Below are 14,647 nucleotides of genomic sequence, written 5' to 3'. Positions count from 1 at the left end.
ACAATACAAAGAAATCAAGGCCTTCCCATGACCATCCCCATCGTTTCCCAACCCATCGAGGAGATTATCACCGCTATTCCCGAATTGTTCCGGGAGGCGGTGGAGCGTTATTCCGAGTTTCGCGGCGAGTTGACGTTGTACGTTAAAAACGAAGCCATCTTTGACGTATGCCGGGCGTTGAAGGGCGATCCTGATTTACGATTCGATTTTCTCGCTGACCTGACCGCCGTCGATCGTCTCAAGGAGATGAAAGAGGGCGAGCCGCGTTTTTACGTGGTTTATCATCTCTTTTCCACTTCGACTAAGCGCCGGATCCGTTTGAAGGCGCCCGCGCAGGGCGAGCCGCCCTCTATCGCCTCGATAACGCCGGTTTGGTTCGGCGCCGATTGGCACGAACGCGAATGTTACGACATGTTCGGCATCCGCTTCGAAGGCCATCCCGATTTGCGTCGCATCCTGATGCCGGAAGATTGGGAAGGCCATCCCTTGCGCAAAGATTACCCCGTTTACGATCAAGAACCCTACGAATATCTAAAAAAACAACTGGCGGACGAATAAGGGAAACGGTTAGCCAGAGGAAAAGAAAGTATGCCTTATAAACTTGAGTTTGAAACCGACGTCCAGATCGCCCAGAAATTGAAAGAACGCGATCCGAAACACATGGTGCTGAATATGGGGCCGCAACATCCCAGCACGCACGGCGTATTGCGTCTGGTTCTCGAATTGGACGGCGAACGGATCGTGGAAGTCGTTCCCGACATCGGCTATCTCCATCGCGGCATGGAGAAATTAGCCGAGGCCAAAGGCTATCACCGCTTCATTCCTTTTACCGATCGGCTCGATTACCTTTCGCCCATGTCCAACAATACGGCGTTGGTATTGGCGGTGGAAAAACTGATCGGGATCGAGGCCCCCCCGCGCGCGCAATACCTGCGCGTCATTCTCTGTGAGCTGGCCCGCATCTCTTCCCATCTGCTTTGGCTGGGAACCAGCGCTCTCGACATCGGCGCCATGTCGGTCTTTCTCTACACCTTCCGCGAAAGAGAGACGATTTACGATATTTTCGAAGACGTTTGTGGAGCGCGGTTCACCGTGTCTTATATGCGCGTAGGCGGCGTTTCCGTGGATGTTCCCGAACATTTTATAAGAACCGTGCAATCCTTTCTCGACGATTTTGGAGGGAAGATCGACGAATACGAATCGCTGCTCACCGACAACAAGATTTGGCGCATGAGAACGGAGGGCATCGGCGCGATTTCCGCCGAACGGGCGATCGAATATGGCCTTTCAGGCCCTTGCCTGCGGGGCAGCGGCGTGGATGTGGACTTGCGCCGCGACAATCCTTATCTCGTATACGACCGCTTGGATTTCGACATCCCTCTGGGCGAAAATGGCGATACCTTCGACCGCTACTTAGTGCGCATGGAGGAAATGCGCCAATCGCGCCGCATCGTTCAACAGGCGCTGGATCAACTGCCGGGCGGCCCCATCAAGATAGAAGACAATAAAATTTCCTATCCCGCCCGTGAAACCCTCAAAAGTTCGATGGAAACGCTAATCCATCACTTCCTTTTGGCATCCGAGGGTGTGAAGGCTCCGGCAGGCGAAGTTTATTCGCCCATCGAAGCGCCCAAGGGCGAGTTGGGCATCTATATCGTCGGAGACGGGACCGGCTATCCTAAGCGGCTGCGCATCCGCTCTCCCTCTTTCGTCAACCTTTCCGCCTTGCCGGAAATGGCCAGGGGACACATGATCGCCGACCTCGTCGCCATCATCGGAACGATCGATCTGGTGTTGGGCGACTGCGACCGATAAGCGGCGGGGGAAAAGCAATAAGCGGATGGTTAGTTATTTTTTTGTTAAAAATCTTTCGCTAAATCCAATAAAACCTATTTACATCGGTAAAAATCTTTAGTAAGATTGAATTGTTCGAATTTTATAAGCATTATCGCAATGAGCGACGCCAAGATCATAGAGAGGGGTTCAGACTCCTTTCGAGCCTGAAAGACGGTTTCAGGCATCACGCTCGGCAAAATGGGGACCGCTGAGTAGCAGTTGGGGAGGAAAGGCGTTGCTTGAAGTGAAAACCATCCTATTGTATTAGGATGGTTTTTTTTCTAGTAATTCCACCAAAAAATACCCTAAAAAAACGATAATTTTTACTCTATACAATCTGAATCCCTTGGTTGTCCGCTTTCATCACGCGGCATTCCGAATCCATGTCATAATTGGCGAAAGCGTTTTGCATGGCTTGGGCCACTTCCTCCCGGTTTTTCAACGTCAACGCCATAACCGTCGAGCCGGATCCGCTGAGGTAGCCTCCTAGGGCGCCCGCCTTTTGAGCCGCCTGGATAACCTCATATAAAGGATTGAGCGCCGGGATGCTTTTTTGACGATAGGGTTGATGGAGTCGGTCTTCGAAAAGATTTTCCATAGCGGCATAATCGCGGGAGGCGAACGCCATCGCTAAAAGAATGCCCCGAGAAAGGGTGTATATGGCGTCTTTGCGGGGGATTAAATCGGGAAAGACTCGCGCCTTATCCGTTTCTACTGGCGTGGAAGGAGAAACCGCCACGAAATCGATATCATTGGGGACATCGCAGCGTTGATAAACGAGCCGGTTGTTGATGATGCCCGAAGCAGTCATGCCGCCGAAAAACGAGGCGGCGACATTGTCCGAACACGCCTCCAGTTCGGAAGCCCATTGCACGATTGTTTCGCTGAGAACTCCAGTTTTCCGCAATTGGTTTAATCCATGCAGAGCCGCGAGTCTGATTGTGGCGCTGCTGCCCAAACCTCTGGCGATAGGAATATGGTTTTCGAATCGGATGGCAAAGGGGATTTCTTCCAATCCCGCCCGCTGATGGAAATGGCTCGAGGCGGCTTTGAACATTTCCAGGCACATATCTTTAAATGCTGGATCAATGCCTTGAATCTGAATTAATTCCGTTTTTGATCCAATAAGTTCCAAATCTATATAATTATGGCGGTTTAGCGCAATCGCCATAGTATCAAATCCTGGTCCCAGATTGGCGCTGGAACAAGGAACGCGAAGACGGATTTTGTTATTCATGATAAAAGGAGCCTTGATGTAATGATATAAAATTATTGGAAGGGATAATACCAATCACCATTGAATTTGTCGCTTTTAAAATCCCTCTCCCAAGATTGGGAGAGGTTAGGTGAGGGTTGATATGATTAGACTTATTATCCCCTCACCCTTGCCCTCTCCCATAGGGCGAGGGAATTTTAAGGTACAAATTTATTAGAACATGGGAAAATATCATCGCTCGATGAATTGCTTCATGCGGCGCAAGCCTTCCCTAATGTTTTCCATCGATGTAGCGAAAGAAAGCCGGATGTATTCACGATCTTCTCCCGCATTTTTGCGGCCAAAGCAAGTACGGGGCAGTACGGCGACTCCTGCCTGATGCAGCATTTCCCGCTGCAATTCGTTCGCCGATCTCAATCCCAAGCGTCGGCAGGCGCCGGTTACGTTGGAAAAGAGATAAAATGCGCCTTGAGCGGGCAGGCAACGGACTCCGTCGATCTGGTTTAGTCCATCAACCAAAACCTTGGCGCGTTCCTTGAATTGCTCCACCATGACGAACGATTCGTGCTGCGGTCCTTCCAAAGCGTGGACTCCAGCGATCTGGGAGAAAGTACAAGTGCAACTGTCGATATTGGTCTCGATCTTTGCCGCTTGGACGGCTAAATCTTTATTCATCACGCCGTATCCCAACCGCCAACCGGTCATGGCGTAAGTCTTGGAAAAGCCGTCCACGATAATAACCCGTTCCTTCATGCCGGGATAACTGGCGATGGAATGGAATTCCGCATCGAAAACGATTTGGGAATAAACCTCGTCGGCGATGACCCACAGGTTGCGATCGATCGCCAAATCGGCGATTTCTTTAAGCAATTCCGGCTTCAGCAGCGTTCCCGTGGGATTGCCCGGCGTATTGAGCACAATCATCTTGGTTTTCGCCGTGATTAAGCGCGCCAGATCGTCGATGGCAAATCCCCACTCTCTTTCTTCCAATAACGGCAAAGGAACGGATGCGCCGCCAATCCAATCGATGACGGATTCGTAAATGGGATAGCCGGGATTGGGATAAATCACTTCGTCGCCGGGATTAATCAGCGACATCATCACGTCGAACATGATAGGCTTAGCGCCCGGCGTAACCACCACTTCGGCGGGATCGACGGGGATGCGGCGCGTGCGTTGAACGTATCGGGCGATAGCTTCGCGGATTTGGGGAATTCCAGCGCTGGGAGCGTAATGGGTTTCGTTCTTATCCAACGCTTTTTTGGCCGCATCCTTGATATGGCTTGGCGTATCGAAATCAGGTTCGCCTAGGCCAAAAGAAATAATGTCCCGTCCTTCCGCCCGCAGTCGATTCACTTGGGCAAGAACGTCGAAAGCGGTTTCCGTCCCCAATTTCGCCATTCGATTTGCTATGGGAGGCAAAACGCAGCCGCTGCGCGCCGGTTCGAATAAGGCGGCGCCCGTTAGCGGAGCCACGATCCATAACAGCGCCTCGTTTCGGCGCGAAGAGCAAAAGACGGTTTCCAATTTTTCGAGCGTAAGTTCGCCGGGAGACTCGATGCGCCAGCGATGTGAGTCCAAAGGCGGTTCGGGGCATAAAACAGCGGCGTCAACTTGAAAGGCATCGACGAGTTTAGGAAAATTCCCCGCATCAGCGGCTTCCAGCAATGCGAATATGCGGCGAGGCCGCGTAATAGAAGGTGATCGTCCCGTCCAAAGATTCAATCCCGCCGGAGGAACGCTAGATTCTGCACATCCAGCCAGTCGATACGCTTGTCTAACCGTATCGCCATAGCGGGCGGAATAGATCAAAACATCGCCGCCGCTCCATTGCGGATTCGCCGGATCGAGGCGCATTTCCCGAAAAAGCAGATAAGCAACCGCCGCCGCCAATGAGGGCGGAGTCTGCGGAGATTGGAGTATGGAAAGATTTGTTCTTAAATCCATTGTTTTATTATCAGTCTGCGAGCAGTACTGCGTAGATATTCACTTTTATTTCAACGTTTTGAATTCAACCGGTATTCGCCGCTTCCATCTGTTGATAAGCCAATTCGGCGAGTTGGGCTTTCTCCTTGGCATGTTCGATCGTCATGCTAACCAAGTTGCCGTATTTATCTAAATCGATATAAATATTTTCGTTAATCTCCTGCGTTTCTTGGACTTCGCTGTCAATGAATTCGAGGAGGGCGGTATCCGTATCGGAAAAATACTTGATCTTCATTAAATCGAGCCTCTTACAAAATTCCATTATTCCTCCCCCAAGCCTGGGGGAGGTTAGGAGGGGGTTGCTTTAAGCCTAATAAAATCAACCCCCCTCTAACTCCCCCCAAATTTGGGGGGAGAATTAAAGCGTAGATTTTATCCATTTTGCAAAAACCTCAATCTATTCCCTCGGCAAAAGGTCCATCTTACATCCGCGCAGGGCGGCGATGGTCTTGACGGCTTCGTTGGCCGACGCGCCTTTGTTGACGATTTCGCATATTCCCTCGGCCACCGCCGCCGGATCGTCGTCGCCGGGGTAAAGCACGTTTCGCCCCACCATCGCGCCGCGTACGTTCTGCCCCTCGCCCAGGCCGCGGGCGAATTGCTCGATAACCGAAATGGGATTGCCCAGCGATTCGCCGCCCAGCATGAGAATCGGACCGGAAAAGGCTTGGACTACGCGATGGTATTCCTCGACGTAGGGGATTTTAAGCCACAAATTGGCGGAGGAATGAGACAATCCCGAAGCCACGCCGATGACGCGGATGAGGTCGTCCGCTTCCAGGATCAGTTTATATTTGCCGTCGATCTGACGCACGGGAAGCGGTTCGAGAAATACCGGTAGGTTGTGTTCGTTGCAGGCTTCGACGCCTTTGGAGCATTCCTCCATCGTTTGGATGCAATAGCGGTCGTAAGGATCGGGCACGGCCAGGCGCAGCAGCAACTTGGCGCCGTCCAGTTTCAAGTCGATGATTTTCTTCACGTCGCGATAGGCCGTCAGCCGGTCAAGCATCTCGTATTTGGCCCCGGCAAGGCCGCTGCGGTTCATGCAAGCGATGAGGACGCGCTCTTCCAGAAAACTCTTGCCCGATTTTCCCTGATAAAGATGATCGAGCAGGACCAGGTCTTCAATCACGTCGGCGGTGGCCATTAAGCCATCCACCGAGGAAACCATCAAGACGCGAGCGCATCGGCCCAGGTAATCGAAGCGGTCGCCCATAGCCACGGCGTCGTCTCCTACATTGGTCACCATGCGCGCCGGATGATCGGCGGCCAGGATAGTTAATTTACCTGACGGGGCGATGACTTGACGCTGCTTGCGCGCTTTCATGCGCTCAACGATCAGCTTCGGCTGCTTGACGCGCAGATCGGCGAGTTTGTCCCATAATTCTTCCGTAAAAAATTTGCGCGTCTGGTAGACGTAATTTTTCTTAATCGCGTAATTGACTTCGATGCGGTTGCGGCTGGCGAAATAAAAAGATTGGGCGGTTGCGGCGGCGTCTTCGGGAATTTCGCTGCCAATGGGTTTGATTTCGAAAGCCAGTGTATTTTGGTAATCCGCTTCGGATAACGCCTTCAAATAATCCGCGAGAACCGCTTCCGTCAACTCGCCGTCAGGAACATGAAAAGCGGGATGAACGTCGCCATAACGACATTCACCGTTGGCGGCGTTGCGGTTCAATACGACATTGGCGATGTGAAAGTGAATAAGATATGGCGCAAGTTTCTTAATAACGTCGGCGCCTTCTCCGGATATGAGCATGTGGCTCGCATCCAACATCAAGCCGAATTCTTTATGTCCATAAAAATTACGGATATATTCCGCTAACGCTTCGGCGCGCGGAGCGGGGCCGATTAATGATTCTTTAAAAAACGATGCGCCTTGAGGATTGATCCGGCAATCGAAGATTTCCAAGATGGGAACCATTTTCCCTTGCGAACGTTCACGGACGAATTCGCAGATTTCATGGATCGAGCGGCGCAATTGCGAAAGGGATTCTATGTGCGCTGCTTCCGCTTCCGATCCTTGCAAACCGTTAAGAATCGACGGGTCTTTGCCGCTGTAAAAAGCGAACTTATCGCAGTTATATTCGCAGGCTTCCTCAACGCATTCCTTCAGGCGATTAACAGATTTGCTGCGTTCGTTCTCGTCAAGCGAACAGATGTCGGACGGCGGGACGATGTTGTCTTCGTTGATAAGTTGTACGGGCTGCGCGGAGAAGACAATCTCGCGGATCGCGCCGTCCTTGCGGGCTTTTTTGAGCAGTTTGATCGCTTCCCGCCGGATGGATGGCGATTTAATGCGAGTGATTTCAATGGATTGAAAATGGGGATCGTCCGCGATCCATTGCAGCGTTTTGAGGACATATTCTTTCGGTCCTTCGCCGCGCATGACGGAGTTTGCGTTTCCGGGACCGGGAAAGAGAACGCAATGCGCGATTCCAAGGAGGTTTTGTTCCAGAGCCACTTTGGTATTCTCCTGAATAGATATGCGATTTACGGGAAAATAGTTTACAAAGTATAGGTTAGAAGGAGAAAAATTGCAAATGCCGCTGGGCGTATTTATGAGGCAAAATATTTTTGCTGGATTATCATTCTAATAGGAATCCTCTTTTGGAAAAATGAAATAGGACTTGACGCTGAGTGGGATTCAAATAAAATTAGCGTCAAGATTTTAACCTTTACATGTTCTTCGAGCCGATCATGGAGAGTTTGGAAGAGAAACAGACGATATCCCTTTTGTTGGATATGTATGGAAGTCTTCTAACAGACAGGCAAAGCGACTTTATAGACCTCCATTACAACGAAGACCTCTCCTTCGGGGAGATTGCCGAGAGCGAGAATATCTCCCGCCAGGCGGTTCATGACGCCATCCAACATGGCAAAAAAATGCTGGAAAAGTTAGAAGAACATTTGGGTCTCGTGCGGTTGAAAATATCCGGCGCTGCTCCTGGCGATGGGGTGGATTTGGACGCCGTTAGGAAAGAAATCGCCGAAATCAACCATTTATTGCGCGACGATATTCTTTACGATACCGGGCCGCTGAAGCGGAAGATCAAGAATTTGATGAAACTAGTTGGCGCTTCGGAATAAACGCGGCGAAACGAATCCTCAAGACGCCGGACGAGAGGAGAGGAAGCGTGTTCGAAAATTTACAAGGCCGATTTCAAAATATATTCCGCAATTTGACGGGCAAAGCCCGCCTCGATGAGAAAAGCGTCAAGGAAGCGTTGCGCGAAGTGCGCAAGGCGTTTTTGGAAGCGGACGTCAATTATAAAGTCGCCAAGGAGTTTTGCGAGAAGGTCGAAAAACGCGCCCTGGGCGCCGAGATTCTCAAAAGCCTGACGCCGGGACAACAGGTCATCAAGATCGTCAACGAGGAGATGATCGAACTTCTGGGCGGCAAGGAAAGCAAACTGGAACTGCTGCCCGGCGAAGCGCGCATCATGCTCGTGGGGCTTCAAGGTTCGGGAAAAACCACCACCGCCGCCAAGCTGGCCAAGAAACTTATGGGCGAAGGGCGCAAGCCTCTGCTCTGCGCCGGAGACATTTACCGCCCCGCCGCCATCAAGCAGTTGGAAGTCGTCGGCGATCAGGTCGGCGTTCCCGTCTTTCAAATGGGAACGGAAGCCGATCCTGTGGACATCGCCCGCCAAGGCTCCAGGCAAGCCCATCGCGATGGCTTGGATACGGTGATTCTCGATACCGCCGGACGATTGCATATCGACGAAGAGATGATGGCCGAGGTCAAGCGCGTCCAACGCGCCTGGCGGCCTACCCACGTCATCCTAGTTGTCGATTCAATGGTGGGGCAGGACGCCATCAACCAAGCACAACGCTTCAATGAAGAACTCAGCATTACCGGCGCTATCCTCACGAAGCTGGACAGCGACGCGCGCGGCGGCGCGGCCATTTCCATCCGCCAAGTAACCGGCAAGCCGATTCTCTACGCCGGTATGGGCGAAAAACTGGACGACTTGGAGTTCTTCTATCCCGACCGCATGGCCTCGCGCATTCTCGGCATGGGCGACGTGCTGACGCTGATCGAAAAAGCGCAGCAGACCATCAACGAAGAAGAAGCGCTGCAACTGCAAAAGAAGATTCTCGATCAAACCTATACCTTCGACGATTTCTTGAATCAGATTCAACAAGTCAAAAAGATGGGCGGCATCGGCAGTATGCTTTCCATGCTGCCGGGCATGGGTACTTCCGACATGATGAAGGAAATCGACATGAGCGGCGACGAGATGAAGTACGTGGAAGCCATTATCTATTCCATGACTCCTCAAGAGCGCGTTATGCCCAACCTCATTAATGGCAATCGCAAACGCCGCATCGCCAAAGGCAGCGGGACCTCCATGCAGGAAGTCAATCGCCTCTTGAAGCAATTCGCCCAAACCAAGCAGATGATGAGCATGATGGCGGGCGCCGGAAAGCGTAAAATCAAGGGCAAAAAAACCAAGATGAACAAAAAGATGATGAAGAAAATGATGAACATGCGCGGCATGTTTCCCGGAATGTAGGCGAGAATATCTTATAATTCCCTCGCCCTCTGGGAGAGGGTTTAGGGTGAGGGAATATTAGCTAAATATATCAACCCTCACCTAACCTCTCCCAATCTTGGGAGAGGAATTTTGATAGCGGCAAATTTAAAGGCGATAGGTATTATTCTCGCTGAATGAATTATATCGAAAAGAACTGGAGCGCAGGAGGAAATTAATGGCTCTAAAAATCCGTCTCAAAAGGTTGGGAAAAAAGAATCTGCCTTTTTACCGGCTGGTGGTCGTGGATTCGCATTGGCGCCGCGATGGAAAAACCATCTCCGATGTGGGTTGGTACGATCCCGTAAAACAGCCGGCGCAGATATCCTTGAAAGAAGAAGAAATTTTGCAATGGCTGCAAAAGGGCGTCCAATTGAGCGAAACCGTCCGCTCTATGTTGAAGAAACATGGAATTCTAGAAAAATTTCAATCCGGCGCATATAAAGACGGCTCCGTCAAAATCGAAGCGGTCGTAAAAACGGCCCCTGCGGCGCCCGTCATCGTGGACCCGGAAACGACGATCGTCGGACAGTTGGATCCTGTCAAGGAAGAAGACTAAAGGGGGGCGCAAGAGCGCGTCGCCCGGCGAAAGCCAAGCGGGGGAACGAATGGTCGAAAGTCGTTCCCATCGGCGTAAAGGCGCGCGTCCCTGCGTTCTTCGGGAAGGGCTGCAAAAACATGAAGGATTTTTTAATTTATCTCGCCAAGTCGCTGGTGCGGTTTCCCGACGACGTGACGATTACGGAAAAGACGCTCAACGACGGCGCCATTGAGTACGTCCTGCGCGTTAATCCGGAAGATATGGGCAAGATCATCGGCCGCAGCGGCAGAACCGCACAGGCCTTGAGGCAAATGGCGTCGGCGAGAGCCGCGCTGGAAAATAAGCGGGTTCATGTGGAAATCGCCGAAGAGAACGAATAAAGCGAGATCGGTTCCAATCCGCCGTAGGGCGTTTGAGCGGTGAGCGTATGGTCATTCGGCGGCGGAAAGCTAAACTGAGGGACGATCGCATCTACCTCGGAAAAATTACTAAGCCTCACGCTTTGAAAGGCGAGCTGAAATTCCAGCCTTTCGGCTGCGATCCTCGGCTTATAGAGCATTTGAAGCGCGTGCATCTGGAATCGCCCGATTTGGTACTGGAAGTGGACTATGTGCGCGGTTCCTTAAAATCGCCGATCGTCAAGTTCAAGACTGTGGACGGCCGCGACGCTTCGGAAAAACTGATCGGTTCACTTCTATGGTTGGACGAAGCCGAATTGCCGGAACTTCAGTATCCCGGCGAGTATTACGAAGCCGATTTTCTGTATGCTCGCGTAGTGACGGAATCGGGCGAGGATTTAGGCCGCATCGAAGAAGTGCTCGAAACCGGCGAATGCGACGTGTTGGTCGTGCGGGGATCGAACGGCGAAGAACGATTGCTGCCTGCGATTCTCGACGTGATTAAGGAAGTGCGGAAACAGGAACAAACCATCGTCGTAACTCTGCAAGAGGAAATGGATTGATTTAGCGTCCGGCGGATTGAGAAAGCCATCTTTGAAAGGAGCGCGAACATACCATGCGAATCGATATTCTTACGACATTCGTAGACATGTTTTCCGGTCCATTCGAGGAGAGCATCGTCAAACGGGCGCGCGAATCCAGCCTTGTCGAGATCGCGGTTCGCAATCTGCGCGATTGGACCCATGACCGTCACCATAAAACCGACGACGAACAATTCGGCGGCGGCGACGGCATGGTTATGAAGGCCGAACCTTTGATCGAAGCGGTGGAAGACCTGAAAAACGAATCCTCCCATATTATCTTGACAACGCCGCAAGGAAGAACCTTTTGCCAGGCGACGGCGGAAAGGCTTTCGCAAAAGGAGCATCTCGTCATTATCTGCGGCCATTATAAAGGGGTGGATCAAAGAGTGTTCGACTATTTCCATCCCGACGAAATCTCCATCGGCGATTTCGTGCTCACCGGCGGCGAAATTCCCGCGATGGCCATTGTAGACGCCGTTGTGCGTTTAATTCCCGGCGCGGTCAATTCGATGGGTTCGGTGGAAGAGGATTCATTTACGTCCGGCCTTTTGGATTGCCCCCGCTACACTCGTCCCCAAACCGTGCGGGGGATGGAGGCGCCGGAGATTCTTCTCAGCGGCAATCACGCCGAAATCGCCAAATGGCGGTTGGAGCAATCGCTGATGCGCACCATGATCCGGCGTCCCGATCTCTATTCCGATTATTTGCGAGATCAGGCAAAAAAGCGCGAAGCGGGAGGCCGTGGATGAGCGCGCCTCTCTACGCCGCGCTGTTGCATTACCCGGTCTACAAAAAAAACGGCGAGATTATCACCACTTCGATAACGCCGTTGGACTTGCATGACATCGCCCGTTCCTGTTTGACGTTTGGCGTGAAGAAATACTACGTTGTCAATCATTTGGCGATTATGAAGCATCTCGCCGGGCGCATTGCGGAATTTTGGAAAAGCGAGTACGGCGTCAATTACAACAAAACCCGCACTGACGCTTTAACCATCATGTCGATCAAAGATCATCTCGAAGATTGCGTCGAGGAGATCGCCCAGACTCACGGCGCCAGGCCGATTCTTGCGGCGACATCGGCCCGCCGCAGCGAACGGACGACGAGTTACTTCGAACTGGCGGAGCGTTTGGCGCGGGAAGAGAGGCCGTATCTCCTTCTCTTCGGAACCGGATGGGGTTTGATCGACGAGTTCATCCGCCGCTGCGATCTTCTCTTGGAACCGATCGAAGGCGCGGGAGAGTACAACCATCTTTCCGTACGCAGCGCCGCGGCGATCGTACTTGACAGGCTTTGCGGGAATAGAAAAAGAGATTAAAATACTTTTTTTGTATTTCTTGTAATTCAATTTATGTCGTAGCTTGCCATCTTCATCTTGGGATGGATTAATGATAAGGGAAATAAAGCAAGTTGTTTTTGATTGATCGAAATCTAAAGAAATTCTATTAATAGCCGGGGCTTTGCCGCCGGATGAAGGAGTTGAAAATGGAAAATCCCGCTTTGACCGCTTTTGAAAAACAGCAATTGAAGAGCGACATCCCGTTTTTCCAGCCGGGGGATACCGTCCGCGTGAATACGCGCGTTATCGAAGGCGAAAAAGAGAGAATCCAGGCCTATGAAGGCATCGTGATCGCCCGCACCGGCGGCGGACTCGGCGAGTCGTTCACCGTGCGCAAGATTTCCTATGGCGTCGGCGTCGAACGCAACTTTCCGCTCCACTCCCCCCGCATCGAATCCATCAAAGTCGTGCGCCGGGGACGCGTGCGCCGGGCCAAGTTGTATTATCTGCGGGATCGCGTCGGCAAAGCCACCCGCATCAAGGCGCGCCGCAAATCCATCAAGAAGGAATTGACGGAAGGCGTCGATCCTCGTCTGGTCCTGGCGGAAAGCGCTATGGAGATGGAACCGGCAACGGTCGAGACGAACGAATAAACCGCCGTAGTATTCCTGCGTTATCTGGCAAAAAATATTCCCCGCCTTTTCGATCTCTTCATCGAAGGGCGGGGGATTTTTTTATCAGGCATAACTCTATTTTATCGCGCTATCGTTGCTTCTTGCGTTTATATATGATATATTGGTATGAGTATGGAGTATGATTATATGACGATGCGCGCTACGTTTACAATAGACGACGATGTTCATGCGTTCCTGACGGAGGTTGGCGGCGCAAACCGCAGCGCTTTTATCAACCAACTTCTCAAGAGAGAAAAACAACGCCTGTTAGAGGCCGCCATCCGGAAAGCCAATCAAGAAGAAGCGGAAGATACGGAGTATCAAAAAGAATTATCCGATTGGGACGAAACTCTCTCCGATGGCTTGTCGTCATAAGGGCGCCATGTACAAGCGGCTGGAAATATATTGGATTGATTTGGAACCAACGCGAGGCGCGGAAACCAAGAAAAAAAGACCGTGCGTCATTTTGCAATGCGATCTAGTAAACAAGGGATCGAAGACGCTCTTGATAGCCCCTATCCTTCCCGACCATAAAAACTGGCCTTTTGTTGTGAATATCTCTCCTACCAAAGAAAACGGCTTGGATAAGAATCGTCATATCAACTTGAAACAATTGAGGGCTGTCGATGCGTCTCGCATCTATAATAAACAAGGAGCGCTGGAAAAGCACTATCTGATTTCGATTTATGGCGCCTTAAAAATCGTATTCGGCATGGATTGAGATGAGCCGTACTATCCTGATCCATTTTCTCCAAAGCGAATATCGCATCCGATTTTAATCGAATCTGCGATTCGATCGATAGGAATTGATGCGCTGGGAAAATCAGAATTCTTTTCGTTCGACGTGATTTTCAGATGAATTAACGGTTATAATGAACTTAACGCTTCGATAGAAAAGAGAAGGAAATTGTTGCAAGGTTTGAAAAAGGGCGATTACGTCAGGCTTCCAAGCGGCTCCATATTGATGAAAGAGGGAGAGATGGGCAATTGCGCCTATCTCTTGGTGGAAGGGCGCTTGCAAGTGGAGAAGGAAATCGATGGGGAAAACGTCCCCGTGGGCGTCATTGCGCCCATCGATCTAGTTGGCGAAATCGCCATATTGTGCGAACGTCCCCGTTCGGCGACCGTGATCGCTTTGGAGGATGTGGGATTGATTCAAATCAACCGCCACCGCCTGAAGCAGATTATCCGCCGCTCTCCCGATATCGCGGAAACCATCATCAAAATCCTCAGCAGCCGCGTCGTAACGGTTTCCGACAACCTGGCCAAAACCCAAGCCCGTTACGATGCGTTTATCAAGCCGATGGCCCAAGACGCCCCGCCGGCGATTCGTTTCGAAGAGGAGCCGGAATTGGAACGGGAGCCAATAGATTTGGAACCGGAACTGGAATCAATAGAAATAGAGCCAGAATTGGAGCCGGAGCCAATAGAAGAAGAGCCGGATAAAGGAAAAATCCGGCGCATGGTTTCCATCGAGCGGCGAGAAAAGGATAGCCGGTGAAGCATTCTTCTATTAATATCTCAATGTTGCGCACGATGAAAGAAAACCCGCCGTTAAAACAGCGGGCTATTGTCGTTTGCCCCTTTAAAAGGGG

The 14,647-nt window shown here is 51.4% G+C and carries 15 protein-coding genes and 2 pseudogenes; 13 read left to right on the top strand and 4 right to left on the bottom strand.

What is annotated here, in order from left to right:
- Positions 1-27: 27 nt before the first annotated feature.
- Both AB1656_14375 and nuoD read left to right on the top strand, forming a co-directional pair.
- Positions 28-558, top strand: a complete 531-nt coding sequence (locus AB1656_14375; protein ID MEW6236566.1) for an NADH-quinone oxidoreductase subunit C — start codon at positions 28-30, stop codon at positions 556-558.
- A 102-nt stretch (positions 559-660) separates the two neighbouring features.
- On the top strand, positions 661-1,815 hold the full coding sequence (gene nuoD / locus AB1656_14370; GenBank protein MEW6236565.1) for an NADH dehydrogenase (quinone) subunit D: 1,155 nt from the start codon (positions 661-663) through the stop codon (positions 1,813-1,815).
- A gap of 349 nt (positions 1,816-2,164) precedes the next feature.
- On the opposite strand, the gene thrB is transcribed toward nuoD, so the two are convergent.
- The 4 genes from thrB to AB1656_14350 form a co-directional block, all read right to left on the bottom strand.
- Positions 2,165-3,073: a homoserine kinase gene (gene thrB, locus AB1656_14365; GenBank protein MEW6236564.1), complete on the bottom strand. Its 909-nt coding sequence runs from the start codon at positions 3,071-3,073 to the stop codon at positions 2,165-2,167.
- A gap of 210 nt (positions 3,074-3,283) precedes the next feature.
- Complete coding sequence (locus AB1656_14360) at positions 3,284-4,999, bottom strand: aminotransferase class I/II-fold pyridoxal phosphate-dependent enzyme (GenBank protein MEW6236563.1); 1,716 nt, start codon at positions 4,997-4,999, stop codon at positions 3,284-3,286.
- Positions 5,000-5,063: 64 nt separating this feature from the next.
- A complete protein-coding gene (locus AB1656_14355; GenBank protein ID MEW6236562.1) occupies positions 5,064-5,273 on the bottom strand; it encodes a DUF2283 domain-containing protein in 210 nt (69 codons plus the stop codon).
- A 162-nt stretch (positions 5,274-5,435) separates the two neighbouring features.
- Complete coding sequence (locus AB1656_14350; GenBank protein MEW6236561.1) at positions 5,436-7,502, bottom strand: TIM barrel protein; 2,067 nt, start codon at positions 7,500-7,502, stop codon at positions 5,436-5,438.
- Between the two features lie 236 nt (positions 7,503-7,738).
- Here AB1656_14350 and ylxM point away from each other — a divergent pair, with 236 nt between their 5' ends.
- The 11 genes and pseudogenes from ylxM (at position 7,739) to AB1656_14295 (ending at position 14,553) form a co-directional block, all read left to right on the top strand.
- On the top strand, positions 7,739-8,128 hold the full coding sequence (gene ylxM / locus AB1656_14345; GenBank protein ID MEW6236560.1) for a YlxM family DNA-binding protein: 390 nt from the start codon (positions 7,739-7,741) through the stop codon (positions 8,126-8,128).
- A 47-nt stretch (positions 8,129-8,175) separates the two neighbouring features.
- Positions 8,176-9,558, top strand: a complete 1,383-nt coding sequence (gene ffh, locus AB1656_14340) for a signal recognition particle protein (GenBank protein MEW6236559.1) — start codon at positions 8,176-8,178, stop codon at positions 9,556-9,558.
- Positions 9,559-9,754: 196 nt separating this feature from the next.
- A pseudogene (rpsP, locus tag AB1656_14335) lies at positions 9,755-10,009 on the top strand (30S ribosomal protein S16).
- Positions 10,010-10,254: 245 nt separating this feature from the next.
- Positions 10,255-10,497: a KH domain-containing protein gene (locus tag AB1656_14330; protein ID MEW6236558.1), complete on the top strand. Its 243-nt coding sequence runs from the start codon at positions 10,255-10,257 to the stop codon at positions 10,495-10,497.
- Between the two features lie 47 nt (positions 10,498-10,544).
- Positions 10,545-11,078 carry a ribosome maturation factor RimM gene (gene rimM / locus AB1656_14325; GenBank protein ID MEW6236557.1) on the top strand — a complete coding sequence of 178 codons (534 nt, stop codon included), beginning with the start codon at positions 10,545-10,547 and terminating at the stop codon, positions 11,076-11,078.
- 53 nt (positions 11,079-11,131) lie between these two features.
- Positions 11,132-11,848: a tRNA (guanosine(37)-N1)-methyltransferase TrmD gene (trmD, locus tag AB1656_14320; protein ID MEW6236556.1), complete on the top strand. Its 717-nt coding sequence runs from the start codon at positions 11,132-11,134 to the stop codon at positions 11,846-11,848.
- Complete coding sequence (locus tag AB1656_14315; GenBank protein MEW6236555.1) at positions 11,845-12,417, top strand: RNA methyltransferase; 573 nt, start codon at positions 11,845-11,847, stop codon at positions 12,415-12,417. The genes trmD and AB1656_14315 overlap by 4 nt, the downstream gene beginning before the upstream one ends.
- 167 nt (positions 12,418-12,584) lie before the next feature.
- Positions 12,585-12,929 (top strand): annotated as a pseudogene (gene rplS / locus AB1656_14310) (50S ribosomal protein L19).
- A 270-nt stretch (positions 12,930-13,199) separates the two neighbouring features.
- The gene (locus AB1656_14305) at positions 13,200-13,427 is read left to right on the top strand and encodes a CopG family transcriptional regulator (GenBank protein ID MEW6236554.1); all 228 of its coding nucleotides are present in this window, start codon (positions 13,200-13,202) and stop codon (positions 13,425-13,427) included.
- The gene (locus AB1656_14300) at positions 13,411-13,773 is read left to right on the top strand and encodes a type II toxin-antitoxin system PemK/MazF family toxin (GenBank protein MEW6236553.1); all 363 of its coding nucleotides are present in this window, start codon (positions 13,411-13,413) and stop codon (positions 13,771-13,773) included. The genes AB1656_14305 and AB1656_14300 overlap by 17 nt, the downstream gene beginning before the upstream one ends.
- A 186-nt stretch (positions 13,774-13,959) precedes the next feature.
- Positions 13,960-14,553, top strand: a complete 594-nt coding sequence (locus AB1656_14295) for a cyclic nucleotide-binding domain-containing protein (protein MEW6236552.1) — start codon at positions 13,960-13,962, stop codon at positions 14,551-14,553.
- Positions 14,554-14,647 lie beyond the last annotated feature (94 nt).

The organism is Candidatus Omnitrophota bacterium (genome assembly GCA_040755155.1).
Classification (GTDB): Bacteria; Hinthialibacterota; Hinthialibacteria; order Hinthialibacterales; family Hinthialibacteraceae; genus JBFMBP01.
Note: the sequence above shows the minus strand (reverse complement) of the source record. Positions and strands in the feature narration are given on the sequence as shown.

Excerpts from the sequence above, each read along its gene's own strand:
- AB1656_14375 (MEW6236566.1), top strand. The coding sequence starts at position 28 with ATGACCATCCCCATCGTTTCCCAACCCATCGAGGAGATTATCACCGCT.
- nuoD (MEW6236565.1), top strand. The coding sequence starts at position 661 with ATGGTGCTGAATATGGGGCCGCAACATCCCAGCACGCACGGCGTATTG.
- thrB (MEW6236564.1), bottom strand. The coding sequence starts at position 3,073 with ATGAATAACAAAATCCGTCTTCGCGTTCCTTGTTCCAGCGCCAATCTG.
- AB1656_14360 (MEW6236563.1), bottom strand. The coding sequence starts at position 4,999 with ATGGATTTAAGAACAAATCTTTCCATACTCCAATCTCCGCAGACTCCG.
- AB1656_14355 (MEW6236562.1), bottom strand. The coding sequence starts at position 5,273 with ATGAAGATCAAGTATTTTTCCGATACGGATACCGCCCTCCTCGAATTC.
- ylxM (MEW6236560.1), top strand. The coding sequence starts at position 7,739 with ATGGAGAGTTTGGAAGAGAAACAGACGATATCCCTTTTGTTGGATATG.
- AB1656_14330 (MEW6236558.1), top strand. The coding sequence starts at position 10,255 with ATGAAGGATTTTTTAATTTATCTCGCCAAGTCGCTGGTGCGGTTTCCC.
- rimM (MEW6236557.1), top strand. The coding sequence starts at position 10,545 with ATGGTCATTCGGCGGCGGAAAGCTAAACTGAGGGACGATCGCATCTAC.
- trmD (MEW6236556.1), top strand. The coding sequence starts at position 11,132 with ATGCGAATCGATATTCTTACGACATTCGTAGACATGTTTTCCGGTCCA.
- AB1656_14315 (MEW6236555.1), top strand. The coding sequence starts at position 11,845 with ATGAGCGCGCCTCTCTACGCCGCGCTGTTGCATTACCCGGTCTACAAA.
- AB1656_14305 (MEW6236554.1), top strand. The coding sequence starts at position 13,200 with ATGACGATGCGCGCTACGTTTACAATAGACGACGATGTTCATGCGTTC.
- AB1656_14300 (MEW6236553.1), top strand. The coding sequence starts at position 13,411 with ATGGCTTGTCGTCATAAGGGCGCCATGTACAAGCGGCTGGAAATATAT.